We start from the raw sequence: 26407 nt of genomic DNA, 5'->3' as shown, positions 1-26407 counted from the left end.
GGCTCAGCCCGTGCGGCCGATCAGCGCCTCGGCGGCGGCGACGCCGGAGGCGGTGGTGGCGCCGTGGGTGGCGATGTGGACGGCGCCGGGGGTCTCCTCGCCCGGCAGGCCCATCTCCACCACGACGGTGTCCGGGCGGGCCCGCAGCAGGGTGGCGAGCGCGGAGCTCATCCACTCGTAGCGCGAGGCGTCGCGGACCACCGCGACCAGCGGGCGGCCGGCGGCCGGCTTCAGCGCCAGCTCCTCCAGGACGCCGTTGCCGCCGTCCAGCTGCTCGGGGTGGACCCGGGCGAAGGTGGTGCCGGGCACCCGCTCGCGCAGCGGCGCGGCGACGCCCCAGGGGGTCTCGTTGCCGATCGCCAGGTTGGTGGCCGGCACCAGCTCGACCACGTGCGGGGCGCCGGTGATGGGCAGCGACTCGGCGACCGAGCCGTTCAGCCGGATCGCCCGGCGCGCGGCCTGGAAGCCGATGTCGCCGCGGATCTCCTGGCGCGGCACGCTGCGGCCCAGGGCGGCGGACCAGCCGGCGAAGGCGCGCACCCGCTCGCTGGCGTCGCGCAGCCGCTCCTCGGACAGCTCGCCCGAGGCGAGGGCGTCCAGCAGCGCGCCCGAGAGCAGCTCCACCGTGCCCTGGTCGGCGCGCTCGCCGCCGACGCAGACCGCGTCCACACCCGCGACGATCGCACCGACGGTGGCGCCGTCGATGCCGTAGCGGTCGGTGACGGCGCCCATCTCGATGCCGTCGGTGACCACCAGGCCGTCGAAGCCGAGCTCACCGCGCAGCAGGTCGTGGATGATCGGGCGGCTCATGGTCGCCGGGTACTGCTTGTCGTAGGCCGGCACCAGCAGGTGGCCGCTCATCACCACCCGCACGCCCTCGGCCAGCGCGGCGCGGAACGGCGGCAGCGCGGTGGCGGCGATCTCCTCCAGGTCGGCGTCGTAGCTGGGCAGGCCGTGGTGCGAGTCGACGGCGGTGTCGCCGTGGCCCGGGAAGTGCTTGGCGCAGGCGGCCACGCCGGCGGACTGCAGGCCGCGGATCCAGGCGGCGGTGTGCCGGGCGACCAGGTCGGTGGTGGTGCCGAAGGAGCGCAGGCCGATGACGGGGTTGCGCGGGTTGGAGTTGACGTCGGCGCTGGGCGCGTAGTCGAGGCTGACTCCGGCGGCGTGCAGCTCGCTGCCGATGTCCCGGGCCACCGCCTCGGTGAGCTCCACGTCGTCGACCGTGCCGAGGGCGAAGTTGCCCGGGCGGGTGGAGCCGGTCCACGCCTCCAGCCGGGTGACGTCGCCCGCCTCCTCGTCGATCGCGATGATCAGCTCGGGGTTCTCCGCACGCAGTTGGGCCGACAGCCGAGCCACCTGCTCCGGCGCGGCGATGTTCCGGGAGAACAGCACCACCGAGGACAGGCCGTCGCCGATGGCCCGCAGGAGCCAGTCCGGGGCCTCGACGCCCACGAAGCCCGGCTGGAGGACGGAGAGCGCGAGGCGCCGGAGCTCGGGGTCGGTCTGGGCATGCCTGCTGGAGATCATCGACTGGGCCTTCCGAAATAGTGCCGTCTGCGTCGATAGCACCGTGCACATTGGTACGGACCAATGGATATTGGCGTAGACCACTGGACAGTGTCAAGGGTGCTGACAACCGTGAAAACAGCCTCCGGACAGGTCAGTTCGGTCGGGTTGACGGCCGCCGGAGGCCGTGCCAGTCTGCGCAACCGACCCCGAACCGACACGAGAGTGGGTGCACCATAGCCAGCGGAGGATCGGCGGCGCCGACGGAGGACGAGACGCTCGGCACCGCACCGCCCGGGCCCGGAGGCGGACTGTTCGACCCGCGGTGGCGCCCGGTCACCCTGGCGGTCGCGCTGAGCTTCGCCGTGGTCGCCTTCGCGGAGCTGGCGCTCAGCACGGCGATGCCGGTCGCCGTCCAGTCGCTGCACGGCCTGCGCGGTTACGCCGCGGTCTTCGGCTGCTTCATGGCGGCCGGCCTGATCGGCACCATCAGCGCGGGCCGGCTGTGCGACGCCGGTCGCCTCCGGGCCACCGCGCTGGGGGGCCTGGCCTGCTTCGCGCTCGGCGCGCTGGCCTGCGGCACCGCCCTCGGGATGGGCCAGCTGGTGCTGGGCCGGGCGCTCCAGGGCCTCGGCGGCGGCGCGCTGACCGTCTCGCTCTACGTGGTGGTGGCCCGCAGCTATCCGGACTCGATCCGCCCCCGGGTGTTCTCCATGATCACCTCGTGCTGGGTGCTGCCCTCGCTGGTCGGCCCGTTCGCCGCCGGGGCGGTGACCGACCGGTTCTCCTGGCGGTGGGTCTTCTTCGGGATCTCCGCGGCGGCCGCGCTCGGCGCCCTGCCGCTCCACCTGGCCACCGCCCGCACCGGCCCGCTCCCCGCGGCCGCCGAGGACGGCGGCCACAGCGCGGGCGGCGAGGACGGCGCGGACGGCGCGGACGGCGCGGCGCGGCGCGCCGGGCTGCCGCTGGCCGTCACCGCCGCGGCCGGCGCCGGGCTGGTCCAGTACGCGGAGGCGGGCGGCGGCTCGGCGCTCGCCTGGGCCGCGGCCGGCGCCGGACTGCTGCTGCTGGTCGTCGGCGTCCCGCGGCTGCTGCCGCGCGGCACGCTGCGCGCGGCCGCCGGGGTCCCGGCCCTGGTGCTGCTGCGCGGGGTGGCGGCGGCGGCCTTCTTCACCGTCGAGTCCTTCGTGCCGCTGATGCTGGTGGACCGCCATCACCTCTCGCCGACCCTCGCCGGGTTCTCGCTCACCGGCGCGGCGCTGAGCTGGACGGCGGCCTCCTGGTACCAGGGCCGCCGGCACGGCGACCGCGAGCGGCTGATCCGCTCCGGCGCCGCGGTGCACGCGCTCGGCACCGCGGTGGCACTGGCGGCGGCCTTCGGCCCGGTGCCGGCCTGGGCGGCGCCGCTGGCCCTGGTGGTCTCCGGCTTCGGCATGGGCCTGCTGCTGCCCAGCGTCGGGGTACTGATCATGGAGCTCTCGCCGGCCGCCGAGCAGGGCGCCAACTCGGCCTCCCTGGAGCTCTCCGACAACCTCTGCAGCGTGCTGCTGGTCGGCCTCTCCGGCACCCTGCTGCACGTCCCGGCGGGCGGCTCCGCCCCGGGCAGCTCCGCCTTCGTCCTGGTCTTCGTGCCGCCGCTGGCCACCGCGCTGGCCGCGCTGGCCCTGTCCGGCCGCCCGCTGCGCGGCCCGGTCCGGGGCGCGCGGCGGGCGGCGGAGCTCAGCGGGTGAACCTGGCGGGATCGCCGTAGCCCTGCTCGGCCGTCCAGCTCAGCGGCTCCAGATGGGCGTTGAACGGCACGCCGTCGCGGGTCATGGCCGGGCGGGGGTGGTTCAGGTGGAGCAGCTCGTCCTCGAACCGGGCCACCCCGGCCGCCCGGTCCAGCCGCGCGACCACGTCGTCGTCCTCGCCGCCCCAGCCCTCGTAGCGCTCGTCGAAACCGCCGACGGCGTGGAACACCTCGGAGCGGACCCAGACGCAGCCGCCCGGCGGCTCCCGCAGCAGCAGGCCGCGCAGCAGCGACCCGGGCACCTCGGCCGCCCCGGCGCGGGTGCGCCGGGCGATCGCCCGCCGGGTCGACGGCTCGTCCAGCGAGAGCGACCAGCGGAACGGCAGGTGGGCGCCGTGGCCGCCCTCGCGCAGCCGCCGCAGGTTCCGCTCGACGAAGCGGCGGTCCACCAGGATGTCCGCGTCCAGCACGCAGACCACCGGCGCCGGCCGCGCGGTGGCGGCCACGCCGACGTTGACCGCCCAGGACTTGTTGAACAGCCCGTCCTTGTGGGCGAAGAGGTACTCGTCGACCAGCGAGTCCAGCAGCTCGCGCGAGCGCGGCACGGCGTCGCCCTCGACCACCGTCACGTGCACGGCGGCCCCGCCCTCCTGGTCGGCCAGCGCCCGCAGGCAGGCCAGCAGGTTGCGGGTGCGCAGGCCGTGCTCGCGGTCCCGGAACGGGATCACCACCTGCACCTCGGGAGCGGGCGCCGCGGCGGCCTCCTCGACCGCGTCGCCGAGGTGGTAGTCGATCCAGATCCGCCCGTCGGCCTCGGCCACCGCCTCGCGCAGCGCCGGCACCCGCTGCGGCGCCGACTCCAGCGCCGCCAGCAGCCGGTGGCGCAGCGCGAACTGCCGGGCCGCCTCGGTCGGCGCGGCGACCAGCTCCCGGTAGGCGTCCTGCGCCGCCGGGCCGGCCCCGGCCACCAGCTCGGCCACCAGCCGGTCCGCCTCGCGGTACGACTTCTCGCTCAACTCCCAGTAGTCGGCCGCGATCTGCGGCACGGCGGGGTCGTGGGCGAGCACCACGTAGGCGGCGAGCCTCGCGGCCAGCGCGGCGTCGGCCGCGGCGGCCTCGGTCCGGGAATCGATCACTTGGTCAAACCACCCATCGCTTCTGGTCCGTGGGGCGCCACGTGCTCGCAGGCCCCGATCAGCGCGCCCCAGGCCTCCAGCAGGAGCAGGAAGTCCGCCATGTCGGCGCGCGCCTCGTCGAGCAGTTCCCCGGCCCGGCCGGCCACCAGGTCGGCGACCGCGGCGTACCGCCCGCCGAGCTCGCGGTAGCCGCGGTCGAGCACCTCCAGCCGGAACCGGTTCTCCCCCGGGTCGAGCGCCAGGCTCTCCCGGACGATGCCGGCCACCAGCTCGGGCCGCACCCGGTGCCCCTCGTCCAGCAGCTCCGCGCCGGACCGCGCCATCCGGCCCCGGATGTGGTTGAGGTGCAGCATCGACAGCAGGAACTTGACGAAGCGCAGCTGGTAGGCGAGGAAGCCGGCGTCGGTCCGGCGCTCGGGGGTGTAGTAGTTGAGGATGTGCCGGTTGTGCACCGCGCCGGGCAGCCCGGCGTCGTGGACCAGGTGGATCAGGAAGTAGTCGCTGCCGATCGTGTCCAGCGCCGGCGGCAGCGGCACCCGCTGGTAGACGGCGGCGTCCAGCGCGATGTTGCACATCTCCACGGCGTAGGCGTCGAAGGTGCCCAGGGTGCTGCGGTCGCCGGTGAACGGCGCGCTGCCGGCCCCGGTGAAGCACCGGCTGACCAGCCAGCGCCGGCGCACGCTGTCCAGCTCGCCGGAGGCCCACAGGCTCACCACGTCCTGGTAGACCTCCGGGGAGAGCTCGCGGATCTCGGCCACGTCCACCGACATCTCGCCGATGAAGGATCCGCCGACCAGCGACACCGGCCGCAGCGCCAGCGCCGGGTCGAGCACCGTCCTGGTGGCCAGCGGCGCCACCTCGCCGGCCGGGCGGCCGAGCAGCTCCAGCTCGTGCTTGAGCGGGTGCACGGTCTCGCCGTCGACCACCTGGTAGTGGCTGTCGGAGTCCCGCCGGTGCAGCGAGGAGCAGCCGAGCGCGGCGGCGACCAGGAAGGCGCGGTTGGTGCAGGCGCCGTAGGAGACGCCGTCCGGGAGCATCAGCTCCAGCAGCCGGCCGGCCCCGGCGGCGCCGGAGCGCTCGATCACCGCGGCCAGGAAGCGGCGCTGAGCCCGCTCGTCCAGGTGGTGCACGAGGACGCCCGGCGCGGGCGCCAGCGCGGCCACCACCGCGGCGTGCTCGGCCAGGTCGGCCCCGGTGCAGGAGTCGAGCACCAGCAGGTGCACCTCCACGCCATAGCGCTCCGCGCCCCAGGCGGCCTCGCCGTGCGCGGCGCGGATCGTCTGCGCGCAGGGCCGGTTGGTGGGCAGGGCCAGGCAGATCCGCCTCACTGCGCCGCCTCCGCGCCCGGCCCCGCGGCCGCCCCGGCCCAGGAGTCCAGGCCGAGCAGCCGGCGGCCCAGCGGGGTGAGCTCGGCGCTGCCGTAGCGGACCGCCTCGGGCCGCTCGGTGTCACCGACCAGGGTCTTGTTCCAGCGCGGGGTGCTGAGGGTGCGCCAGGACTCCACCCGGGAGCGGCGCAGCTCCTCGTCGGCCTCCAGCGCGGGCATCATCGACAGGTACTGCACCGAGCGGACGGAGCGCTCGGACAGGTTGGGCGCGACGCCGTGGGCCAGGAAGCCGTTCCAGATCAGCAGGTCGCCGGGCGCCAGTTCGGGCCGGACCACCGGGAACTCGGCGCGGTCCACGGCCGGGCGGATCGGGTCGCGGTCGGCCGGCTGGCCGGCCTTCCACTCCTCGAACCGGCGGAACAGCTCGGGTGAGCACTGGAACCCGCCGTCGTCGGGCCCGGTGGCGGTCAGCGCGATGATGCCCTGGACCCGCTGCGGGGGCACCTCGGCGGTGGTGTCCACGTCCCAGTGCAGTTCGATGTCGAAGCCGGTCTCGGTGGGGGCGATCAGCGAGCGGCTGCGGCTGCCGACGTTCGGCGGGTTGAGGTTGAGCCGGTCCAGGGTGACCCACAGCTCCTCGCAGTCCCAGACGTCGACGAAGGCGTCGTAGACCCGCTGGGCCTGCCGGCTGTCCCAGATGAGCTGGTGGTGGTAGGCCTCGACGAAGCCGTAGACGTGCAGCTGCCGGAAGAGCTTGGAGAGGAACCGCCGTTCGGGGTACCAGGTCTGCGGCCGGTCGGCGTCCATGCCCTGGAACTCCCAGGCGAAGTCGAGCAGCGCCCGCGCGGCGGCGGCGGGGATCGCCTCCCGGACGACGACGTAGCCGTACCGCTGCCAGTGCTCGAAGTCCCCGGCGGAGAGCACCCGCAGCGGCAGTTCCTTGCGCAGGTCCCGCAGCGCCACCGGCGCGGTGTAGTTCTCGGCGTCGGAACTGGTGTAGCGGGCCCGGGAGGACGCTCGGTGGGGAGGCTCATCGGACAGCGGCATGCTGTGACTCCACGGTCGGTTCAGTGGGTGGTTCCCGCCGTCGCGGACGGCTCCGCGGACAGACTCGACGCGGGTCCAAAAGTGGACTAGACCAACGAGCGGTGTCAACCCTCGAATCCGGCCCGCTACTTCGCTATGCTCGCGGTCCGAACCAAATGGTCTAGTCCATCTCGGGGCAGCGCTCCCGGCCGCCGGGGCCGCCCCGCCGGAAAGGTGCCGCACCGTGACCGAGCCTGCGACCGAGCCCGTGACCGCGTCCCCGGCGAGTGCCGGCGGGATTCCGTTCACCGCGCTCGCCGCGGAGTTCGGCACCCCGCTGTACGTCTACGACGGCGCGGTGCTGGCCCAGCGGTTCGGCACGCTGCGGGCCGCACTGCACCCGCGGCTGGAGCTCTTCTTCTCGCTGAAGTCGAACCCGAACCTGAGCGTCTACGCCTTCCTGCACGGCCTGGGCGCGCGTGCCGAGGTGTCGTCACGGGCCGAGCTGCACACGGCGTTCCGGGCCGGCGCCGGACCCGCAAACACCATCTTCCTGGGACCGGGCAAGAGCGCGGCGGAGCTCGCCGACGCGGTCTCGGCCGGCATCGCCGCGATCGTCTGCGAGTCCTTCCAGGAGCTGGCGCTGATCGACCGGATCGCGGCCGAGCAGGGCGTGGCCGCCCGGGTCGCGCTGCGGGTCAACCCGGCCTTCACGGTCAAGGGCGCCGGGCTGGCGATGGGCGGCGTCCCGCGGCAGTTCGGGATCGACGAGGCGGCCCTGCTGGACGGCCCCGCGGACCTCGCCGCCCGCCACCCGCACCTGCGGCTGATCGGCGTGCACGTGTACATGGGCACCCGGATCATGGCCGAGGAGGTGGTGGTCGAGAACACCGCGCGCATCCTCGACCTCTCCGAACGGCTCGCCGCCCACCTCGGCTTCCCGCTCGAACTCGTCGACGTGGGCGGCGGCTTGGGCGTCGCCTACTTCGACGGCGAGACGGACCTCGACCCCGCCGTGCTGGCCGAGGGGATCAACCCGCTGATCGCCGGCTTCGCCGAGCGGCACCCGGGCGCCCGGCTGGTGATGGAGCTCGGCCGCTACCTGGCCGCGGACGCCGGGACCTACGTGGCCGCCGTCCGGTACACCAAGGAGTCGATGGGCCGGCGGTTCGCCGTCGCGGACGGCGGCACCAACCACCACATGGCCGCGGTCGGCATCGGCTCCCTGGTGCACCGCAACTTCCCGATCAGGCTGCTGAACCGGTCGGCCGCTCCGGGGGAGCCGACCGGCCCGTGGCAGCTGACCGGCCCGCTCTGCACGCCCGTCGACCTGTTCGGGCGCAACGTGGAACTGCCCGAGCTGCGCCCCGGCGACCTGATCGGCATCGATCGCTCCGGCGCCTACGGCCCCTCGGCCTCGCCCACCGGCTTCCTCTCGCACGGCCACCCGGCCGAGGTGCTGGTGGTCGACGGCACCGCCCACCTGGTCCGCCGCCGGGAGACCCTGGAGGACCTGATGCGGCACCAGATCCTCTACACGGAGCGGATCGAAGCCTCCTAGGCGGCCCCGTCGCCGGGCAGCCCGGCCAGCAGGGCGCGCAGCCGCCCCTCCAGCTCCGCGATGCCGCCGGCCGTGTCGGCCTGCACCGCGTAGTAGCAACGGCCCAGTGGCGCCTGGAGGGTGGCCGCGGTCAGCAGCCGCACCCCCGGGCCGCCGCCGGTGACGGCGAGCCCGGCCTCGCCCAACAGCCGGCGCAGCAGCAGGTAGGTGTCCCGGGGGTCGCCCGAGCACCGCAGGTTGGCGAAGGAGAGCCGGGTCAGCCGGGTCCGCGCCGCGGCGTCCAGCGCCAGCGCGATCCGGCCCATCGACAGGCGCGCGTTGACGTCGAGCACGGGTACCAGGGTGCCGTCCGTGGCGATCAGCCCGTCGACGCAGACCGGCCCCCAGTAGCCGGCCGCGGCGATCTCCTCGGACAGCGCGGCCAGCAGCCGCCGGTAGCCCCGGTCGGCCCGCAGCCGGGCCTCCACCGCGCCGTCCAGGGTGTCCGAACTGGCGAAGCTGAGTCCGGTGTTGGTCATCCCGCGGAAGGCGATCCCGGTCATCCCGCCGTCCCGCGCCAGGTCGAAGTGGGCGGAGAAGTCGGCGGCCCGCCGGTAGAGCCGCTGCACGAGCAGCGGGCCGCCGCCGTCCGCTCCCCTGGCGCGCTGGTGCCGCAGCACCGCACCGAGCCGCAGCGGGTCGCCGACGACCATGGAGCCGCGGCCGGCCACCCCGTGCGCACTCTTCAGCACGACGGGGTAGCCGAGCAGGCCGGCCTCCCGCTCCAGCTCCTCGGCGCCGTGCGCGGTGCGGGCCGCGCCCTCGACCCCGTGCGCCAGGCAGAACGCGTTCGACCAGGTCTTGGCGTTCACCGTGTGGACGGCGTCCAGCTCCGGCACGGCGGCCGGGGCGCCGAGGGCCGCGACGGCCGCCGCCGTCCCCTCGACGACCGCGTAGGGCACCGGCGTCCGCCCGCCGACCGCGATCCCGGCACCGGCGGCGGCACCGGCGCCAGCGGCGAGCCGGGCCTCGACCGGCGTGCCGGGGTCGCCGGGGACGGTCGCCACCTCGCCGCCGCCGGTGTGCGCCCGCAGGTCGGCCAGCAGTTCGGGCGCCATCTCCCGGCTCGTCAGCAACAGGTCCCCAGGCCCGCACAGCTGGTAGAGCAGCTCGTCGGCGGAGCCCAGCGCGGCGGTCGCCGGGCCGGGGGCCAGCGAGGGCAGCGCCGAGCGGCCGCCGCGGGCCTCCCAGGACCGCTCGGCGTCGAAGCTGCCGAAGAGCACCCGAGGCTCGGCGCCGGACGGGTACGGCGGCAGGCTGGTGGTGGTGTCGGCCATCAGGCTGTCGGCCATCAGGCGCGGAGCAGGGCCCGCTCGAGGCTGGTCAGCGAGACCAGGTCGTCGTACTCCAGCGACTCGAAGTCGACGGTGATGCCGAGCCGCGCCTCCAGCTCCACCAGGAACTCCAGCAGGGCGAGCGAGTCGAGCCCGAAGTCGACGAAGAGGTTGCTCTCGACGGTCAGGTTGTCGGCGGGCAGGCCCTTGGCGGTCAGCACCTCCTGGAGGAGGTCCTTGATGCGGTCGATCATGGCGGTTTCCATCGTCGGTTGCCTTTCGTGGCGGGGTGGCCCCCGCGGCGCGGCTTGCCCCGCGGGGTGGTCGGGCGTCGGAGGCGCCCGGGCCCTCAGGACCCGGGCGGGGCCAGCAGGGCGAGCAGCGCCGGGCGGTCCACCTTCCCGTTGCCGCCGTACGGCAGCTCGTCGAGCACGGCGATCCGGTCGGGGACCAGGTAGGCCGGGACGGTCTCCCGCAGCCGTGCCAGCACGGCCTCCGGCCGCACCTCGCGGCCGGTGCAGGCGGCCAGCAGCCGGTTCCCGCCGGCCGGCGCGGGCACGGCGAGCGCCACCGCGTCCAGCACGCCCTCGGCGGCGCGCAGCGCGCTCTCCACGTCGCCGAGTTCGACCCGGTAGCCGGCCACTTTCACCTGGTGGTCCAGTCGGCCGCGGTGCAGCAGCTCGCCGCCCGGCAGCCGTTCCACCAGGTCGCCGGTGCGGTACCAGGCGTCGGCCGGCACCGGTCCCGGACCGTCGACCGCTGTACCGGGGTCGTCGCCCGCCAGGAACCGGCCCGCGTTGTCCGCGGGGTCCAGGTACCCGTCGAAGCGCTGCGGGCCGCGCACGCACAGCTCACCGCGCTCGGCGGGGCGGCCGGCCGGATCGAGCACCAGGTGCTCGATTCCCGCGTACGGCCGCCCGATCGGCACCGTCCCGTTTCCGTCGGCGATCCCGTCCGCAGTCCCGTCCGTGAACCCCTCGGCGGCCTTCTCGGGCAACCGGTGGTCGAAGCAGCTGATCGTCAATTCCGTGGGCCCGTAAAGGTTTTCGATCACGCTGTTCGGCGCGGCCCGCTGCCAGGCGAGAGCCTGCCGGTAAGTGAGCGGTTCCCCGCAGAACAGACTCCATTGCAGTCCCGGCATGCTCTCCGGCCGCAGCCGTCGCAAGCCGGCCGCCCGGGAGATCACCGAGGGGACCGAGAACCAGTGGGTCAACTCCTTCGCCCCGACGAATCTCGCCGGGGTCAGCAGATCGTTCCGCTCCGCGACCACCAGGGCCGCGCCGTTCGACCAGGCGGCGAACATGTCGAAGACGGAGAGGTCGAAGGTGAGTTCGAAGGTGTTCGAGAGCCGGCTCCGCGGCCCGATCGGATAGCGCCGCAGGACGTGGTCCAGTTGGGCCGCCACGTTCGCCTGGCTGATCGGCACGCCCTTCGGCCGCCCGGTCGAACCCGAGGTCATCAGGACGTAGGCGGGCGCACCGGTGTCCGCGGGCACCGGCAGCCCGGCCCCGCCGACAGCCGGCGGATCGTCCGGGGCCAGCACCAGATCGGGCCGCGCCGCCGCTGTCACCTCCCGGATCCGCTGCGCCGGATAAGCGGAATTGATCGGGATGACAGTACTTCCCAGCAATTGGCCGGCCAGATATCCGGCAAATGACGCGGCACTCCGGTCGACAATCAGTCCGAGCCGCCCCGGAACACCCCGGTGCTTCGCCACCGCGGCCGCCGCCAGGCCCTTTGCCAGGCTTTCCAGCTCGGCATAGCAGAGCCGCTGCCCCCTGGTTTCGAGGGCCACCCGGCCGGGATGCGCCGCAGCCGAAATGGCGAACCGCTGGTACAAGGTTGGCATGCCCCCAGGGCTCCTTCCGCCGACTGTATGGTCTAGACCTTTGAACCCTAGAATGTCTAGACCAAAATGGCCTAGACCTATTCCTCGCCCGACATTGCCATTGGGCTATTCACCTGGGCAAACAAGCTCCGGGCCGCCCACCCGGCCGAGTGATCGTGTCGCACAGTGTGGGCAGAGAGCAGCCCTCAAGCAACTCTCACCAATCGGTCATAACACCGCGAAGCGGCACAGGCGGCAGAAAGCGCCGATTTCGCCCGATGGACCACTATCCCGGTGTATCGCCAGCGCAAAATACAGGACTTATAAACCGACGTCGGCGCAGGTCGAGCCCCGGATCTCGGCAATGCCGCGGGCGGCCTGGTGTAGACCTCTTGAAAATTCCGGAGCTCCTGGTCCAGACTCAATGCCCGAGGCCGTGTGCAAACACCTTCGGCGTTGTCGATCCCGGGGGCTTCCGGATTGGACGCCATACAGGAGAGCCGCCGGGGGGAGCAGATGTATGGGCGTTGGGGAAGAGGCTGGGAGCTCTCATGAATGCCGTACGAACCGGACACGCCGCCGGCGGAGCCGGCGACCGGCAACCCTCGGACATCGCACTCAAGGATTTGCGCAAGGCCCAAGGGCGGACCCAGGCCGACGTGGCGCGCGCGCTGGGAGTCTCACAGGCCCGGGTCTCGCAGATCGAGAACCGTGACCCGGCGAGCATGGAGCTGGACACCATCCGCGCCTACGCCGCCGCCCTCGGCGGCCTGGTCGCCGTCACCATCAGCATCGGAACGGAGTCGGTCAAGGTCGCCTGACCACCCGTCACCCACCCCTCTCCTTCCACCCCTCCACTCTCCGTCAGCACTCAGAGGACTCATGAACACGCGCTACGCAGGCATCGCCTGGACCGGTTCGGGCTACCGGGTCGAGGTGGTGGACGACGCGGGGCGCCGAGCAGCCGAGCCGAGCGACTGGCATCCCGCCCGCGTCGCCGAACTCATCAGCTGGCTGGAGGACTTGGCTGACGGTCAGTCCTCCCTCTCGATCATCCTGGACAGCACCAACGGCCTCCTCGACGGCCCGATGACCGCGGCCGGCCTCGACGTCTACCGCGCCGACCCCTGGCTGCTGCCGCCGCGCCCGCCGTGGGGCTCCGTCCCCGCCGACCGCCTGGCCGAGCAGGGCCGCACCGCACCCGCCACCCTGGCCCGGATCACCCCCGACCGCGGCACCCTGACCGGCCGCGAGCCCGAGTACCACGACTACCTCGAGCGCAGCCGCCCGATCCGCGCCGCCATGACCCAGGCCGGCCGCTGCTTCGAGCACGGCCACCGCGAGACCCGCAGCGTCGCCCTCACCTTCGACGACGGCCCGGACCCGGTCTTCACCGCCCAGGTACTCGACATCCTGGCGCGCTACGACGCCCGCGCCACCTTCTTCTGCGTCGGCCACCACGTCGCCGCCATGCCCGACCTGGTCCGCCGGATCGCCGCCGAGGGCCACGAGCTGGGCAACCACTCCTGGTCCCACCCCTTCCTGCCCGACCTGACCCGCGACCAGCTGCACGAACAGCTCGACCGCACCACCGAGGCCATCACCCGCCTCACCGGCGAGCCCACCACCCGCTTCCGCCCGCCCTACGGCTCGCTCAGCCCCGAGGTCCTGGCCTCCCTCGCCGACCACCCCAGCACCCTCACCATGTGGGACACCGACTCCCTCGACTGGACCAGGCCCGGCCCCGACCGGATCACCGCCAACGTCCTCACCACCGTCCGCCCCGGCTCGGTCGTCCTCCTCCACGAAGGCGCCGGCGACCGCACCCAGACGGTCCAGGCCCTCCCCGCCATCATCGAGGGCCTCCTCACCCGCGACCTCACCCCGGTCACGGTCTCCGCCCTCCCCGCCGCCCCGCCCGCCTGAGCCGCGGAGAACGCGAAAAGCCCCAGGCCACGTGACCTGGGGCTTTCCTTCTGAGCGGGCGACGAGAATCGAACTCGCGCTCTAAGCTTGGGAAGCTCATGTTCTACCATTAAACTACGCCCGCCTGATGAACCGTCAGCAACGGCTCGATCATGCTCCACTGTACCCCATCCCAACGGGTCCCCCGTACCGCGTTTTGCGCCGCGGCGAGCCGGGGAGGGGATGTCCGGAAGATCCCCTAATGTACGGCTGTCGTGGTCCGACGGAGCGGTCGGGCCGGGTCGGGGAAGTGGGAATCGGAAGGGGCTCGATGGAGCGGCTGACGGTGGTGCGGTGTGCCGAGGGGCACGTGTTCAGTACCGGCTCGTTCCCGTTGCGGAACCTCGGGGCCGGGCGGTTGGGACCGCAGCGGCTGTTGCGGTGTCCGCGGTGCGGGCGGCTGCGCAGTGCGGTGCCGGCGGAGCCGGAGGTGGCGGCCGCCTGGGGGGCGGGGCCGGCGTAGCAGCGTGGCGGGCAGGGCCGCGGGCCTCCGGGAGGGGCCCGCGGCGTGTCCGGCCAGTGGCTGGAATTGGGGGTGAGGGGGGCCGAGCACGTAATCTCGTGGCGTGCTGCTCTCCGACAAAGACATCCGTGCCGAAATCGACCGGGGCCGGGTCGTCATCGACCCGTTCGACCCCGCCATGGTCCAGCCGTCCAGCATCGACGTGCGGCTGGACCGGTTCTTCCGGGTGTTCGAGAACCACCGGTACCCGCACATCGACCCCTCCGAGGAGCAGCCGGATCTGACCAGGCTGGTCGAGCCGGAGGGTGACGAGGCGTTCATCCTGCACCCGGGCGAGTTCGTGCTGGCCTCCACCTACGAGGTCATCTCGCTGCCGGACGACGTGGCCTCGCGGCTGGAGGGCAAGTCGAGCCTGGGGCGGCTGGGCCTGCTCACGCACTCGACGGCGGGCTTCATCGACCCGGGGTTCAGCGGGCACGTGACGCTGGAGCTGTCGAACGTGGCCACCCTGCCGATCAAGCTCTACCCGGGGATGAAGATCGGGCAGCTCTGCCTGTTCCGGCTCTCCTCGCCCTCCGAGCACCCGTACGGCTCGGAGCGGTACGGCTCGCGCTACCAGGGGCAGCGCGGTCCGACGCCGTCCCGCTCCTACCTGAACTTCCACCGCACGGCGGTCTGAGCCGGGGTCAGACCCGCTTCGGGCGGGTGACCGCGACCAGTTCGGTGCCGTCCGCCGAGAGGGTCAGCTCGGTCTCCAGCGCGGAGAGCTGGCCGAGCCGGTGCAGGTGGGTGCCGCCGCAGGCCAGCTGGGCGGGGCCGGCCGGGAGCTCGCAGTGCCAGGTCCGCCGGGCGGTCAGCTCGGGGCCGGGCACCTCGATCCGGACCGGGGCGTCGGCGGCGACCCAGCCGGCCAGCCGCTCGTTGACGGCGGCGGTGACGGCGGGCAGCGCCTCGGCCAGCGCGGGCAGGTCGTCGGCGGCCTCGGCGGTGAAGCCCTTCTTCCGCAGCGACTTGCCGAGCCGGTAGGTGTCGGTGCTGGCCTCGGTGTCCATCACCGAGGAGGCCATCGCCAGGCTGTCGAAGTCGGGGTGGCCCAGCGCGTCGGAGCGGCCCGGGTCCTTGCGCCAGCGGGGGGCCAGCGCCTCGTTGAGGGCCAGCGCGAGCAGGTGGCAGCCGGTGTGCGAGGCGCTCAGCGCGGCCCGGCGCTCGGCGTCCACGGCGAGCTCGACGGCGGCGCCCGGCAGCAGCCCGGCGGGCGCCTCCCCCACCACGTGCAGCACCAGCCAGGACCAGGCCTCGTCGCCCCGGCGCACCGGGATGTCCGCGCCCACCAGCAGCTCTCCGCCGTCCGGGCCGACGGCGGCGGTCAGGCAGTCGAGCACGGGCAGCTCGGTGCCGTCCACGGTCAGCGTGCCGGTGTCGGCGGGCTGGTCGGGCCAGGTGTGGTCGAGCGGGTGGAACGGGGTCTCCGCGGTGACCACCCCGGTCCGGCCGTCACCGAGCGGGTGCACGGCGAGCACGGTGGAGCCGCCGGTCACCGCCCCGGTGGGGAAGCCGACGCGGGTGGTGGGGAGCGAGGTCATTCGGGGTCTCCGAGGGTCGTGGTGGTCGCTGCGCCCGAACGGGTGGGACGGGCGCCTGCGGCTACCACCCTAGAGCTCCTCAGCCGAGCGTCGGCAGCTTGACCATCACCAGCAGCGCCAGCAGCTGCACGGCGGCCGCGCCGGCCGCCTTCCCCCAGGGCAGGTCGTGCACCCGGCGCACCAGCGTGGTCAGCAGCGAGGCGCAGAGCGCCCAGGTCGCCCAGCCGATCAGCTGCACCAGCGAGCCGGCCGAGGGCAGCGCCAGCGCCGCCAGCGCCCGCGGCACGTCCGAGGTCCAGCCGACCAGCACGGCCAGGCCGACCGTCGAGGCCAACGGGCCGTCACCGCCGAACTGGCGGGCCAGCGCGAAGGTGACGGTGCCGAGGATCATCCCGGCCACGGTGAAGGCCACGGCGGCCCCGGCCAGCGACCAGAGCGCGACGGTGAAGGTGGACTTCACTATCTCGCCGCGGGTGTCGCCGAAGCCGAGCGCCGCCAGCACCCCGTAGAGCAGGGAGACGGTGACGGCGGGCAGCCACACCTGGTGGTCCCGCATCTGGTCGAAGGTGCGCGCCGGCGCCCGGTAGATGCCGAGCAGCAGCTCGCGCCAGCCGAGCCGCGGCCCGGTGGCCCGGGGCGCGGTCCGGCCGCCCGCCCGGTAGGTGGTGACGTTGTCGGGCGCCGGCTCGGCTTGACCCGGCTCCGCGTACTCCGGCTCCGGACGGCCGTAGCCGCCGTCGTACCCGCCGTCATAGCCCCCGTCGTGGCCCCCGTACCCCGGGCCGTCCGGCACGGTGAACCCGGCCGGCAGGGTGTGCCCCGCCTCGTCGTCGGCGTACCGCCGGTCGCCGCCGCCCCACCCGCTCTGAAATCCGTTCCCTGCCACGCTCCGAAGGTACCCGCAAAGCCGCACCCCGGCCCGGACGACGGAGGGGTTGCAGCAGTGCTGTGACGCACCGCCGCAACCCCTCCGCAGGGCCCTGGGGGCCTACTTCTGCAGCACCGACCCGTGCACCGCCGCCGCCGAGGCCTGGCCGGCCGGGCAGCCGCCGGGGCCGGCGGTGGTGCGCACGGCACCGACCGCGAGCCGGGTGCCGCAGGCGATCCGGATGCCGTTCGGCAGCTCGTTGTCCGACTCGACCACCGCGCCGTCGCCGATCACCGCGCCGTCCAGCACGGTGCGCTCGCCGATCACCGCGTAGGCGCCGACGATCGAGTCCTTGACCACGGCGTCCGCCGCGATCACCGCGCCGGGGAGCACCACGCTGCCCTCGACGATGGCGCCGGCCGCGACGGCCGCGCCCTCCGAGACCACGGTGCCGGAGCTGAGCACGGCGCCCCGGTCCACGGTGGCACCGGGCAGCAGCAGCGCCTCCCCGGTCGGGCCGGGCACGGCGGGCGAGTCCACCCGGCCGAGCACCAGGTCCGCCGAGCCGCGCACGAAGGCGCCCGGGGTGCCCAGGTCCAGCCAGTACGAGGTGTCCACCACGCCGCGCACCAGGGCGCCGGTCTCCAGCAGCTCGGGGAAGGTCTCGCGCTCGACCGAGACCACCCGGCCGGCCGGGATCCGGTCGATCACCGAGCGGGTGAAGACGTAGCAGCCCGCGTTGATCTGGTCGGTGACGATCTGCTCCGGGGTCTCCGGCTTCTCCAGGAACTCCAGCACCCGGCCCTGGTCGTCGGTCGGCACCAGGCCGAACGCCCGCGGGTCCTCGACCCGGGTCAGGTAGAGCGTGACGTCGGCGCCGGCGGCCACGTGGCCGTCGCGCAGCGCGGCGATGTCCACGCCGGAGAGGATGTCGCCGTTGAAGATCAGCACCGGCTCGTCCGGACCGCAGGTCAGGCCCTCCGCGGCGTTGCGGATCGCGCCGCCGGTGCCCAGCGGCTCCTTCTCGGTCAGGTAGACCAGCTCGATCCCGTACGGCGACCCGTCGGCGAAGTGGTCCTCGAAGACCTCGGCCAGGTACGAGGTGGCGAGGACCACGCGGGTGACGCCGGCCGCGGCCGCCCGGGCCAGCTGGTGCGCGATGAACGGCACACCCGCGACCGGGAGCATGGGCTTCGGAGTGTGCGTCGTGAGCGGGCGCAGCCGGGTACCCTGACCGCCGACCAGCATGATCGCCTGGGTCATCTGTGCGTTTCTCCCCTTGGTTCCGGTCAGCGATCCGGCCTGTGGAGTGGTGTCAGGGCCGTCGCTTGGGTGCTTGTTGCTCTCGGTGCGCCCGCCGATCCGGCGGCCAGGAGCCGACTGCCGTTCAGCTGACGGGCGCTCGGACGAATGCCTGTGCGCCTGGTGGCGGACAAATGCCGCAAGCCGCCTGCCCCGGGCGGATACCACCCGGGGCAGGCATCATATGTGAGGCTCCGAGCCACAAGCACATTCACGCCCGGCTCAAACATCCGTTCGCGTACCGGACGGGTCCGCGTCACCTCGCGGAACGCGCCGTCAGCCCGCGGCCCGGGTCCGGTACGGACCCGGGCCGGTACGGGTTCAGGCCTCGACGGGCTCCGCCTCGGCGGACTCCGGAGCGGCCTTGACCGAGTCGAGCAGCAGCTGGGCCACGTCGACCACCTTCAGGTGCTCCTTGGCCGCGCCCTCGTTCTTCTTGCCGTTGACGCTGTCGGAGAGCATCACCAGGCAGAACGGGCAGGCGGTGGAGACGATGTCGGGGTTGAGCGACAGCGCCTCGTCCACCCGCTCGGTGTTGATCCGCTTGCCGATCCGCTCCTCCATCCACATCCGCGCGCCGCCGGCGCCGCAGCAGAAGCCGCGCTCCTTGTGACGGTGCATCTCCTGCTGGCGCAGACCGGGGACCTTGTCCATGATCTCGCGCGGCGGGCTGTAGACCTTGTTGTGGCGGCCCAGGTAGCAGGGGTCGTGGTAGGTGATCAGACCCTCGACCGGGTTGACCGGGACCAGCTTGCCCTCGTCGATCAGGTGCTGCAGCAGCTGGGTGTGGTGGATGACCTCGAAGTGGCCGCCCAGCTGCGGGTACTCGTTGGCGATGGTGTTGAAGCAGTGCGGGCAGGTGGCCACGATCCGCTTCTTGGGAGCGTCCTCGAGCGCGGCGTTCAGCGTCTCGACGTTCTGCGCGCCGAGCATCTGGAACAGGAACTCGTTGCCCAGGCGGCGGGCGGAGTCACCGGTGCAGGACTCCTCCTTGCCGAGGATCGCGAACTGCACGCCGGCGGTGTGCAGCAGCTCGGCGAAGGCCTTGGTGGTCCTCTTGGCCCGGTCCTCCAGGGCACCGGCGCAGCCGACCCAGTAGAGGTACTCGACCTCGGCCGGCTCGATGTCCTCGCCGATCACCGGCACCTCGATGCCGGTCTCCTTCTTGAGCTCCTTGACCCAGTCGAGCCGGGCCTTGGTGGCCATGCCCCACGGGTTGCCCTTGTTCTCCAGGTTCTTGAGCATCGTCCCGGCCTCGGTCGGGAACGAGGACTCGATCATCACCTGGTAGCGGCGCATGTCGACGATGTGGTCGATGTGCTCGATGTCCACCGGGCACTGCTCGACGCAGGCGCCGCAGGTGGTGCAGGACCAGAGCACGTCCGGGTCGATGACGCCGTTCTCCTCGGCGGTGCCGATCAGCGGGCGCTCGGCCTCGGCCAGCGCGGCGGCCGGCACCCCGGCCAGCTGCTCGGCGGTGGCCTTCTCCTCGCCCTCCGCGGACTTGCCGCCGCCGGCCAGCAGGTAGGGCGCCTTGCCGTAGGCGTGGTCGCGCAGCGACATGATCAGCAGCTTCGGCGAGAGCGGCTTGCCGGTGTTCCAGGCGGGGCACTGCGACTGGCAGCGGCCGCACTCGGTGCAGGTGGAGAAGTCGAGGATGCCCTTCCAGGAGAAGTGCTCGACCTGGGAGACGCCGAAGACGGCGTCCTCGGCCGGGTCCTCGAAGTCGATCGGCTGCCCGCCGCTGGTCATCGGCTGCAGCGCGCCGAGCGCCACCGCGCCGTCGGCCTCGCGCTTGAACCAGATGTTCGGGAAGCCGAGGAAGCGGTGCCAGGCGACGCCCATGTCGGTGTTGAGCGAGACCGTGATCATCCAGATGAAGGAGACCGAGATCTTGATCGTGGCGGTCAGCCAGAGCAGGTTGTGCAGGGTGCCGATGCCCAGGCCCTTGAAGGCCAGCACCAGCGGGTAGGAGACCACGTAGGCGGCCGAATAGTGGTCCACCCCGGCCTGCGCGCCCTCCAGGCCGCGCAGGGTCAGGATGGCCGCGCCGATGATCAGGATGACCGCCTCGACGAAGTACGCGAAGCCCATGTTGGAGCCGGCGAACCGGGACTTGCGGCCCGGCCGGCTCGGCAGGCTGAGCTGCCGGATCACCGTCAGCACCGCGATGCCGAGGAAGGTCACCAGGCCGAGCAGCTCCTGGAAGACCAGGTAGGGCGTCCAGTCGCCGATGACCGGGACCGCGAAGGCGGGGTCGAAGAGCTGGCCGAAGGCGCCGACCAGGGTGAGGATCAGCGCGTAGAAGCCGATCGCCACGCACCAGTGGGCGACGCCGACGATTCCCCACTTGTTCATCCGGCTGTGGCCGAGGAACTCGCGGATCAGCGTCATCGTGCGCGCCACCGGGTCGTTGATCCGCGATCCGGCCGGAACGGGCTGGCCGAGCCGGACGAACCGGAAGATCTGCGCGATGGCACGAGCGAACAGCGCCACGCCGACCACGGTCGTGCCCAGTGAGATGAGGATCGCTGCTAGCTGCATCCGGCTTCTCCGTACTCCAGCGGCGGTGGGGGTAGAGGTCGATCAAGTGTACTCGTGGGTAACTTAACCACCCACCGGCCGGACCATACCGCTCCCTAGCACCGATTCAGAAGACGTTCAAGGTATGGCGGGGGTCACGTGCGGTCATACTCACCCATTAGGGGCAAAAGCAACCCAGCTACCGCGGCTGGCAGCAAAGTTGAGTCATGACGGCTCATGCCTGTTGACGCGTCCACGAGCCTGGTGCATGCTTGAGCGCGTAAAGCTCAACTCTCGTGGAGGTATCCAGATGGCACGCGCGGTCGGTATCGACCTCGGCACGACGAACTCGGTCGTCAGTGTTCTCGAAGGCGGTGAGCCCACCGTCATCACCAACGCCGAGGGCGCCCGGACCACGCCGTCCGTCGTCGCCTTCGCGAAGAACGGCGAGGTGCTGGTCGGCGAGGTCGCCAAGCGCCAGGCGGTGACCAACGTCGACCGCACCATCCGCTCGGTCAAGCGCCACATGGGCACCGGGTGGAAGACGGCGATCGACGGCAAGGACTTCAACCCGCAGCAGATCAGCGCCTTCATCCTGCAGAAGCTGAAGCGCGACGCGGAGGCCTACCTGGGCGAGACCGTCACCGACGCGGTCATCACCGTCCCGGCCTACTTCAACGACTCGGAGCGCCAGGCCACCAAGGAGGCCGGCGAGATCGCGGGCCTGAACGTCCTGCGCATCGTCAACGAGCCGACCGCGGCCGCCCTGGCCTACGGCCTGGACAAGGACGACCAGACCATCCTGGTCTTCGACCTCGGCGGCGGCACCTTCGACGTCTCGCTGCTGGAGATCGGCGACGGCGTGGTCGAGGTCAAGGCCACCAACGGTGACAACCACCTCGGCGGCGACGACTGGGACCAGCGCGTCGTCGACCACCTGGTGAAGGTCTTCCAGGCCGGCCACGGCGTGGACCTCTCCAAGGACAAGATGGCGCTGCAGCGCCTGCGCGAGGCGGCCGAGAAGGCCAAGATCGAGCTCTCCTCCTCCTCCGAGACCTCGATCAACCTGCCCTACATCACGGCCTCCGCCGAGGGCCCACTGCACCTGGACGAGAAGCTCACCCGGGCCCAGTTCCAGCAGCTGACCCTGGACCTGCTGGACCGCTGCAAGGTGCCGTTCCACAACGTCATCAAGGACGCCGGCATCCAGCTGGCCGAGATCGACCACGTGGTGCTGGTCGGCGGCTCGACCCGGATGCCCGCCGTCGCGGAGCTCGTCAAGGAGCTGACCGGCGGCAAGGACGCCAACAAGGGCGTCAACCCGGACGAGGTCGTCGCCATCGGCGCCGCGCTGCAGGCCGGTGTGCTGAAGGGCGAGGTCAAGGACGTCCTGCTGCTCGACGTCACCCCGCTGTCCCTGGGCATCGAGACCAAGGGCGGCATCATGACCAAGCTGATCGAGCGCAACACCACGATCCCCACCAAGCGGTCGGAGATCTTCACCACCGCCGAGGACAACCAGCCCTCCGTGCAGATCCAGGTCTACCAGGGCGAGCGCGAGATCGCGGCGTACAACAAGAAGCTCGGCATGTTCGAGCTGACCGGCCTGCCGCCGGCGCCGCGCGGCCTGCCGCAGATCGAGGTCACCTTCGACATCGACGCCAACGGCATCATGCACGTCGGTGCCAAGGACCTCGGCACCGGCAAGGAGCAGCGGATGACCGTCACCGGCGGCTCCTCGCTGCCCAAGGAGGACATCGAGCGGATGACCCGCGAGGCCGAGCAGTACGCGGAGGAGGACCACAAGCGCCGCGAGGCCGTGGAGACCCGCAACCAGGCCGAGCAGCTGGTCTACTCGACCGAGAAGTTCATCGCCGACAACACCGACAAGCTGCCGGCCGAGGTCAAGACCGAGGTCGAGGGCGCGATCGGCGAGCTCAAGGAGGCCCTGAAGGGCGAGGACATCGCGGCCATCCGCGAGGCCTCCGAGAAGGTCTCCACCACCGCGCAGAAGCTCGGCCAGGCGCTCTACGCCGACGCCCAGGCCTCGGGTGCCGCCGGTGCGGCCGGCGCCGAGTCCGGCCAGGCCGCCGCCGACGAGGACGTGGTGGACGCCGAGATCATCGACGAGGAGAAGCCCAAGGGCGGTGCGGCATGACGGAGAAGCCGCAGGGCGTGGAGCCCGGCGACGACTCCAACGCCGAGGAAGCGGTCCTGAAGGCCGCGGAGGACGCCGTCAAGGGCGCCGCCGCGGAGGCCGGGTCCGACGAGCTGGCGGCCGCCAAGCGCGAGGCGTCGGAGCGCACCGCCGACCTCCAGCGCCTGCAGGCCGAGTACCAGAACTACCGCAAGCGGGTCGAGCGCGATCGGCTGACGGTCCGGGAGATCGCCGTCTCCAACATCCTGGAGCAGCTGATCCCGGTGCTGGACGACATCGGCCGGGCCCGCGAGCACGGCGAGGTCACCGGCGGCTTCAAGTCGGTCTCCGACAACCTGGAGACCGTGGTGGCCAAGCTGGGTCTGCAGCAGTTCGGCAAGGAGGGCGAGCCCTTCGACCCGAACCTGCACGAGGCCCTGATGCACAGCTACTCCTCGGAGGTCACCGAGGACACCTGCGTGCAGGTGCTCCAGCCCGGCTACCGGATCGGCGAGCGGATCATCCGCCCGGCGATGGTGGCCGTGGCCGAGCCGCAGCCCGGCACCCAGTCCGCGGGTTCCACGGACTCGGAGGGTCCCGAGGCTGACGGTGCGGCCGAGAACTGACACGCTGTGCGCTGCGGGGTCGCCCGTCACCACCGGTGACGCGCGGCTCCGCAGCGCCGTATCGCCCCCGGGAGGTGGTTGGAAGTCATGAGCACGAAGGACTACGTGGAGAAGGACTACTACAAGGTCCTCGGCGTGCCCAAGGACGCCTCCACCGCCGAGATCAAGAAGACCTACCGGAAGCTCGCCCGGGAGTTCCACCCGGACGCCAACAAGGGCGACGCCAAGGCCGAGGACCGGTTCAAGGACATCTCCGAGGCCTATGACGTGCTCTCGGACGAGAAGCGCCGCAAGGAGTACGACGAGGCCCGCAGCCTCTTCGGCGCCGGCGGCATGCGCGGCGGCCCGGGCGCCAACGGCTACGGGTTCGACTTCGGCGACCTGTTCAGCGGCTCCCAGCCCGGGGGCGGCAGCGGCGGGCTCGGCGACGTCTTCGGCGGGCTCTTCAACCGCGGCCGGCAGGCCCAGCCGCGGCGCGGGGCGGACGTCGAGACCGAGGTCACGCTCAGCTTCGACGAGGCGGTGGACGGCGCCACCGTCCCGCTCCGGATGACCAGCCAGGCCCCCTGCCGCAGCTGCTCCGGCACCGGCGCCAAGGCCGGCACCACCCCGCGGGTCTGCCCGACCTGCGTGGGCGCGGGCACGGTCAGCCGGGGCCAGGGCGCCTTCGCGCTCTCCGAGCCCTGCCGGGACTGCAAGGGCCGCGGCATGATCGTGGACGACCCCTGCCCCGACTGCCACGGCAGCGGCCGGGCCAGCTCGGCCCGCACCATGCAGGTGCGGATCCCGGCCGGCGTGCAGGACGCCCAGAAGATCCGGCTCAAGGGCAAGGGCGCCCAGGGCGAGCGGGGCGGCCAGCCCGGCGACCTCTACGTCACGGTGCACGTCGGCACCCACCCCGTCTTCGGGCGCAAGGGCGACAACCTGACGGTCACCGTGCCGGTCTCCTTCCCCGAAGCCGCACTCGGTGGCACCATCGACGTTCCGACCCTGAACGGCCCCGCCGTGAAGCTGCGCCTGCCGGCCGGCAGCGCCAACGGGCTGACCCTGCGGGCCCGCGGCAAGGGCGCCACCCGCAAGGACGGCACCCGCGGCGACCTGCTGGTCACCGTCGAGGTGACGGTCCCGCAGGAGATCTCCGACGAGGCCCAGGCAGCACTGGAGCAGTACCGGGACGCCACCGCATCCGAGGACCCGCGAGCCGCCCTGTTCCGGGCGGCGGAGGGAGCGTGATCCGCCATGAACGCCCGTGAATCCGACCGTTCCGCCGGCATCGGCCCCGGGCTGGGAGACGGCCTGCCCGGCGGCCCCCCGCCCCGCCGCCGCCGGGTGGCCGCTCCCGGCACCGGCTACGCGCTGACCGCGGAGACCCCGGTCTACGTGATCTCGGTCGCCGCCGAGCTCTCCGGCCTGCACCCGCAGACCCTGCGCCAGTACGACCGGCTCGGCCTGGTCTGCCCCGACCGCACGGGCGGCGGCGGGCGCAGGTACTCGGCCCGGGACATCGAGCAGCTGCGCGAGGTGCAGCGGCTCTCCCAGGACGAGGGCATCAACCTGGCCGGGATCAAGCGGATCATCGAACTGGAGAACCAGGTGGCCGCCCTGCAGTCGCGCGTCGCGGAGCTGGCGGCCGCGGTGGAGGGCGCCGGGGCCGCGCTGCAGGCGCGGGAGGCGGCGGTGCACGCGTCGTACCGGCGGGACCTGGTGCCGTACCAGCCGGCGCAGCAGTCGAGCGCGCTGGTGGTGTGGCGGCCGCGGCGGTAGCGGGGCCGGAAGGGCCATGTCGCTGACGGGGTCGGTTGGCACACCGCCGGATGGTGGGGTGCCAACCGATCCCGTGCTTGCGTAGAGTTCAGCCAACCGAGTTTGAGTGGCCGCGACTTCCCGGGAGGGGGAGCCAGGGGATGGGTTCGACAGGCGGGGTCGAAGGAGAGAAGGACAGCGTCGAGTTCGTCTCCGCAGAGGCGAAGGCCCTGTATCTCCAGGTGATTTCCGCAGGCGGGAGCGTCGAGGTCAGCGATTCGGACCTGACCCGCCCATACATGGAGCTGGCCGAACTCGGCCTATTGGCTGTCAGCCAAGGAAAACCCTCAATCGTTACCGCAACTGATCCCACTCGGCTGGCGACCAGACTCGGTGTCTCCTGGCAAAAGCAGGCGCTCGCTCTCCTCACCCAGGCAGTCGCGATACCCAGTGCACTGCAGGATCTGACCCACGCTTACCAGTCCCTGGACCAGCAATTCCATGCCGGCGGTCCGGTTGAGCATGTACACGGCCTACTTGAGATCAACAAACAGGTCAACATCCTCATCGACAGCGCCGAGCAGGAGGTGCTGACCGCGCAGCCGGGGGGCAGTCGTCGCGAGTCGACCATCCAGGGTGTGGCGGAGAAGGACCTCTCCCTGGTCCACCGGGGCGTGGCGCGGCGCATCGTCTACCACCCGAGCGCGCGGTACTCCGCTCCGACCCGCCAGTACGTCGAGCGCATGACCGAGGCCGGGGCGGAGATCCGGACCCTGGAGGAGCCCTTCACCCGACTGATCATCATCGACAGACGGGTGGCGATCATCCCCTTCGCCGGCACCACCGAGAAGGCCGCCTTCATCAGCGACGCCAGTGTCATCGCCTACATGATCGACTCGTTCGAGCACATGTGGGAGCGGTCCAGCCCGTTCCTCGGAGCCGCCGAGGTTCCGCCCGAGGTCATCTCACGCATGCGCACCAACATCCTGCGCATGATGGTCCAGGGAGTCGGACACCGGGTCATCGCACGCAACCTGGGCATCAGCGAGCGCACCCTGGCCCGTCACATAGCCGACTTCCGCGAGGAGTACAGCTCCGAGACGCTGTTCCAGCTCGGCTGGCGGATGGCCCTGAACACCCCGGGGAACCTCTACCGCGAGGACGGCGAACCGGATGTCGCCATGCAGTCGACCGATTGACGCCCGACCGCACGACGCACATCCGGCCCCGGCCAGCCGCTATGCCCAGCCGAAGTCCGCGGGACTCACCTGAGGCGCGGTCGCGACGGCCGCTCGAGCCCAACCGAAGTCCGCGACCACCACGGTCGTGTGCTTGGAGACCATGGGTGCCGAGATATTCCCCCACCCGAAGTCATCGCCCTGAACCGAACCACTGAGCGCCAACGCGCCAGACAGCAGTAGCCCGACTCCGGCGACCGCAGTCACTATCGCGCGGATCACAGATCGAGGTGCCCGACGCATGCGGTGCCTCCTTTGTCATGGGCCTGCTATATCTTCATGGGATTCTTGCCCCGGTTGAACACCCGGGTAAGTCAATCGCTAATCAAAGCTCTGTACTTCCCTCCAGGCAAGCGCCTCTTAGCAGAACCGGGTGGCATCGTGCTGCCTGGCAGAAAGATGACACACATGACCCTGTGACTCCCGACACAGATCATTCACTCCGGGTGTCATCCAAATGCCAGACAGGGAGATGACACACCAGGCCTGTGGACGGCCTGTGGCTCCAGCCATGACGATCAATGAGCAGGCGG

The 26407-nt window shown here is 72.2% G+C and carries 21 protein-coding genes, 1 tRNA gene and 1 pseudogene; 11 read left to right on the top strand and 12 right to left on the bottom strand.

Annotated features, from left to right (window positions below):
• Positions 1 to 3: 3 nt before the first annotated feature.
• Positions 4 to 1527, bottom strand: a complete 1524-nt coding sequence (locus tag ACFYNO_RS06320; RefSeq protein WP_388006108.1) for a glycoside hydrolase family 3 protein — start codon at positions 1525 to 1527, stop codon at positions 4 to 6.
• 20 nt (positions 1528 to 1547) lie between these two features.
• On the opposite strand from ACFYNO_RS06320, the gene ACFYNO_RS06315 reads away from it, so the two are divergent.
• Positions 1548 to 3236 (top strand): MFS transporter, encoded by a 1689-nt coding sequence (locus tag ACFYNO_RS06315; protein ID WP_388006105.1) that lies wholly within the window; start codon positions 1548 to 1550, stop codon positions 3234 to 3236.
• Here the strand turns inward: ACFYNO_RS06315 and ACFYNO_RS06310 are convergent.
• From ACFYNO_RS06310 to ACFYNO_RS06300, 3 genes are read right to left on the bottom strand one after another with little or no spacing between them, the layout of a single operon-like run.
• On the bottom strand, positions 3226 to 4371 hold the full coding sequence (locus ACFYNO_RS06310) for a glycosyltransferase (RefSeq protein WP_388006102.1): 1146 nt from the start codon (positions 4369 to 4371) through the stop codon (positions 3226 to 3228). The genes ACFYNO_RS06315 and ACFYNO_RS06310 overlap by 11 nt on opposite strands.
• Positions 4368 to 5699 carry a DUF6271 family protein gene (locus ACFYNO_RS06305; RefSeq protein ID WP_388006099.1) on the bottom strand — a complete coding sequence of 444 codons (1332 nt, stop codon included), beginning with the start codon at positions 5697 to 5699 and terminating at the stop codon, positions 4368 to 4370. Before ACFYNO_RS06305 ends, ACFYNO_RS06310 begins: the two co-directional genes overlap by 4 nt.
• On the bottom strand, positions 5696 to 6745 hold the full coding sequence (locus ACFYNO_RS06300) for a phytanoyl-CoA dioxygenase family protein (protein WP_388006096.1): 1050 nt from the start codon (positions 6743 to 6745) through the stop codon (positions 5696 to 5698). The genes ACFYNO_RS06305 and ACFYNO_RS06300 overlap by 4 nt, the downstream gene beginning before the upstream one ends.
• Positions 6746 to 6968: 223 nt before the next feature.
• Here ACFYNO_RS06300 and ACFYNO_RS06295 point away from each other — a divergent pair, with 223 nt between their 5' ends.
• On the top strand, positions 6969 to 8285 hold the full coding sequence (locus ACFYNO_RS06295) for a type III PLP-dependent enzyme (protein WP_388006093.1): 1317 nt from the start codon (positions 6969 to 6971) through the stop codon (positions 8283 to 8285).
• Here ACFYNO_RS06295 and ACFYNO_RS06290 read toward each other — a convergent pair.
• The 3 genes from ACFYNO_RS06290 to ACFYNO_RS06280 all read right to left on the bottom strand — a co-directional run bounded on the left by ACFYNO_RS06290 (position 8282) and on the right by ACFYNO_RS06280 (position 11447).
• Positions 8282 to 9616 (bottom strand): hypothetical protein, encoded by a 1335-nt coding sequence (locus ACFYNO_RS06290; RefSeq protein ID WP_388006090.1) that lies wholly within the window; start codon positions 9614 to 9616, stop codon positions 8282 to 8284. The genes ACFYNO_RS06295 and ACFYNO_RS06290 overlap by 4 nt on opposite strands.
• Complete coding sequence (locus ACFYNO_RS06285; protein WP_388006087.1) at positions 9616 to 9852, bottom strand: acyl carrier protein; 237 nt, start codon at positions 9850 to 9852, stop codon at positions 9616 to 9618. The genes ACFYNO_RS06290 and ACFYNO_RS06285 overlap by 1 nt, the downstream gene beginning before the upstream one ends.
• A 95-nt stretch (positions 9853 to 9947) precedes the next feature.
• On the bottom strand, positions 9948 to 11447 hold the full coding sequence (locus ACFYNO_RS06280) for an AMP-binding protein (protein ID WP_388006084.1): 1500 nt from the start codon (positions 11445 to 11447) through the stop codon (positions 9948 to 9950).
• 530 nt (positions 11448 to 11977) lie between these two features.
• On the opposite strand from ACFYNO_RS06280, the gene ACFYNO_RS06275 reads away from it, so the two are divergent.
• Positions 11978 to 12247, top strand: coding sequence for a helix-turn-helix domain-containing protein (locus tag ACFYNO_RS06275; protein WP_388006081.1), 270 nt, complete (start codon positions 11978 to 11980; stop codon positions 12245 to 12247).
• A 61-nt stretch (positions 12248 to 12308) separates the two neighbouring features.
• Entirely contained in the window at positions 12309 to 13352 is a 1044-nt protein-coding gene (locus tag ACFYNO_RS06270) for a polysaccharide deacetylase family protein (protein ID WP_388006078.1), read from the top strand.
• Between the two features lie 53 nt (positions 13353 to 13405).
• On the opposite strand, the gene ACFYNO_RS06265 is transcribed toward ACFYNO_RS06270, so the two are convergent.
• Positions 13406 to 13476: transfer RNA gene (locus ACFYNO_RS06265), tRNA-Gly, on the bottom strand.
• A 186-nt stretch (positions 13477 to 13662) separates the two neighbouring features.
• On the opposite strand from ACFYNO_RS06265, the gene ACFYNO_RS06260 reads away from it, so the two are divergent.
• Both ACFYNO_RS06260 and dcd read left to right on the top strand, forming a co-directional pair.
• Positions 13663 to 13854 (top strand): hypothetical protein, encoded by a 192-nt coding sequence (locus tag ACFYNO_RS06260; RefSeq protein WP_388006587.1) that lies wholly within the window; start codon positions 13663 to 13665, stop codon positions 13852 to 13854.
• 103 nt (positions 13855 to 13957) lie between these two features.
• On the top strand, positions 13958 to 14533 hold the full coding sequence (gene dcd, locus ACFYNO_RS06255) for a dCTP deaminase (RefSeq protein ID WP_388006075.1): 576 nt from the start codon (positions 13958 to 13960) through the stop codon (positions 14531 to 14533).
• A gap of 7 nt (positions 14534 to 14540) precedes the next feature.
• Here dcd and ACFYNO_RS06250 read toward each other — a convergent pair whose 3' ends face one another.
• From ACFYNO_RS06250 to ACFYNO_RS06235, 4 genes and pseudogenes are all read right to left on the bottom strand, one after another.
• Positions 14541 to 15437, bottom strand: coding sequence for a metal-dependent hydrolase (locus ACFYNO_RS06250; RefSeq protein WP_388006072.1), 897 nt, complete (start codon positions 15435 to 15437; stop codon positions 14541 to 14543).
• A gap of 79 nt (positions 15438 to 15516) precedes the next feature.
• The gene (locus ACFYNO_RS06245) at positions 15517 to 16323 is read right to left on the bottom strand and encodes a Yip1 family protein (RefSeq protein WP_388006069.1); all 807 of its coding nucleotides are present in this window, start codon (positions 16321 to 16323) and stop codon (positions 15517 to 15519) included.
• A gap of 180 nt (positions 16324 to 16503) precedes the next feature.
• Positions 16504 to 17568 (bottom strand): annotated as a pseudogene (locus tag ACFYNO_RS06240) (sugar phosphate nucleotidyltransferase); the annotation flags it as partial.
• A gap of 360 nt (positions 17569 to 17928) precedes the next feature.
• Entirely contained in the window at positions 17929 to 20151 is a 2223-nt protein-coding gene (locus ACFYNO_RS06235) for a heterodisulfide reductase-related iron-sulfur binding cluster (RefSeq protein WP_388006066.1), read from the bottom strand.
• A 289-nt stretch (positions 20152 to 20440) separates the two neighbouring features.
• Between ACFYNO_RS06235 and dnaK the strand changes: the two genes are divergently transcribed.
• From dnaK to ACFYNO_RS06210, 5 genes are all read left to right on the top strand, one after another.
• Positions 20441 to 22288, top strand: coding sequence for a molecular chaperone DnaK (gene dnaK / locus ACFYNO_RS06230; RefSeq protein WP_388006063.1), 1848 nt, complete (start codon positions 20441 to 20443; stop codon positions 22286 to 22288).
• Positions 22285 to 22893 carry a nucleotide exchange factor GrpE gene (gene grpE / locus ACFYNO_RS06225; RefSeq protein ID WP_388006060.1) on the top strand — a complete coding sequence of 203 codons (609 nt, stop codon included), beginning with the start codon at positions 22285 to 22287 and terminating at the stop codon, positions 22891 to 22893. Before dnaK ends, grpE begins: the two co-directional genes overlap by 4 nt.
• A gap of 87 nt (positions 22894 to 22980) precedes the next feature.
• Positions 22981 to 24126 (top strand): molecular chaperone DnaJ, encoded by a 1146-nt coding sequence (gene dnaJ, locus ACFYNO_RS06220; RefSeq protein ID WP_388006057.1) that lies wholly within the window; start codon positions 22981 to 22983, stop codon positions 24124 to 24126.
• Between the two features lie 6 nt (positions 24127 to 24132).
• Positions 24133 to 24657: a heat shock protein transcriptional repressor HspR gene (locus ACFYNO_RS06215; RefSeq protein ID WP_388006054.1), complete on the top strand. Its 525-nt coding sequence runs from the start codon at positions 24133 to 24135 to the stop codon at positions 24655 to 24657.
• Between the two features lie 140 nt (positions 24658 to 24797).
• Positions 24798 to 25835: a hypothetical protein gene (locus ACFYNO_RS06210; RefSeq protein WP_388006051.1), complete on the top strand. Its 1038-nt coding sequence runs from the start codon at positions 24798 to 24800 to the stop codon at positions 25833 to 25835.
• Positions 25836 to 26407 lie beyond the last annotated feature (572 nt).

Source organism: Kitasatospora sp. NPDC006697, from assembly GCF_042869935.1.
Lineage (GTDB): Bacteria > Actinomycetota > Actinomycetes > Streptomycetales > Streptomycetaceae > Kitasatospora.
The sequence above is the reverse complement of the archived record's forward strand: the minus strand, read 5'-3'. Positions and strand labels throughout refer to the sequence as shown.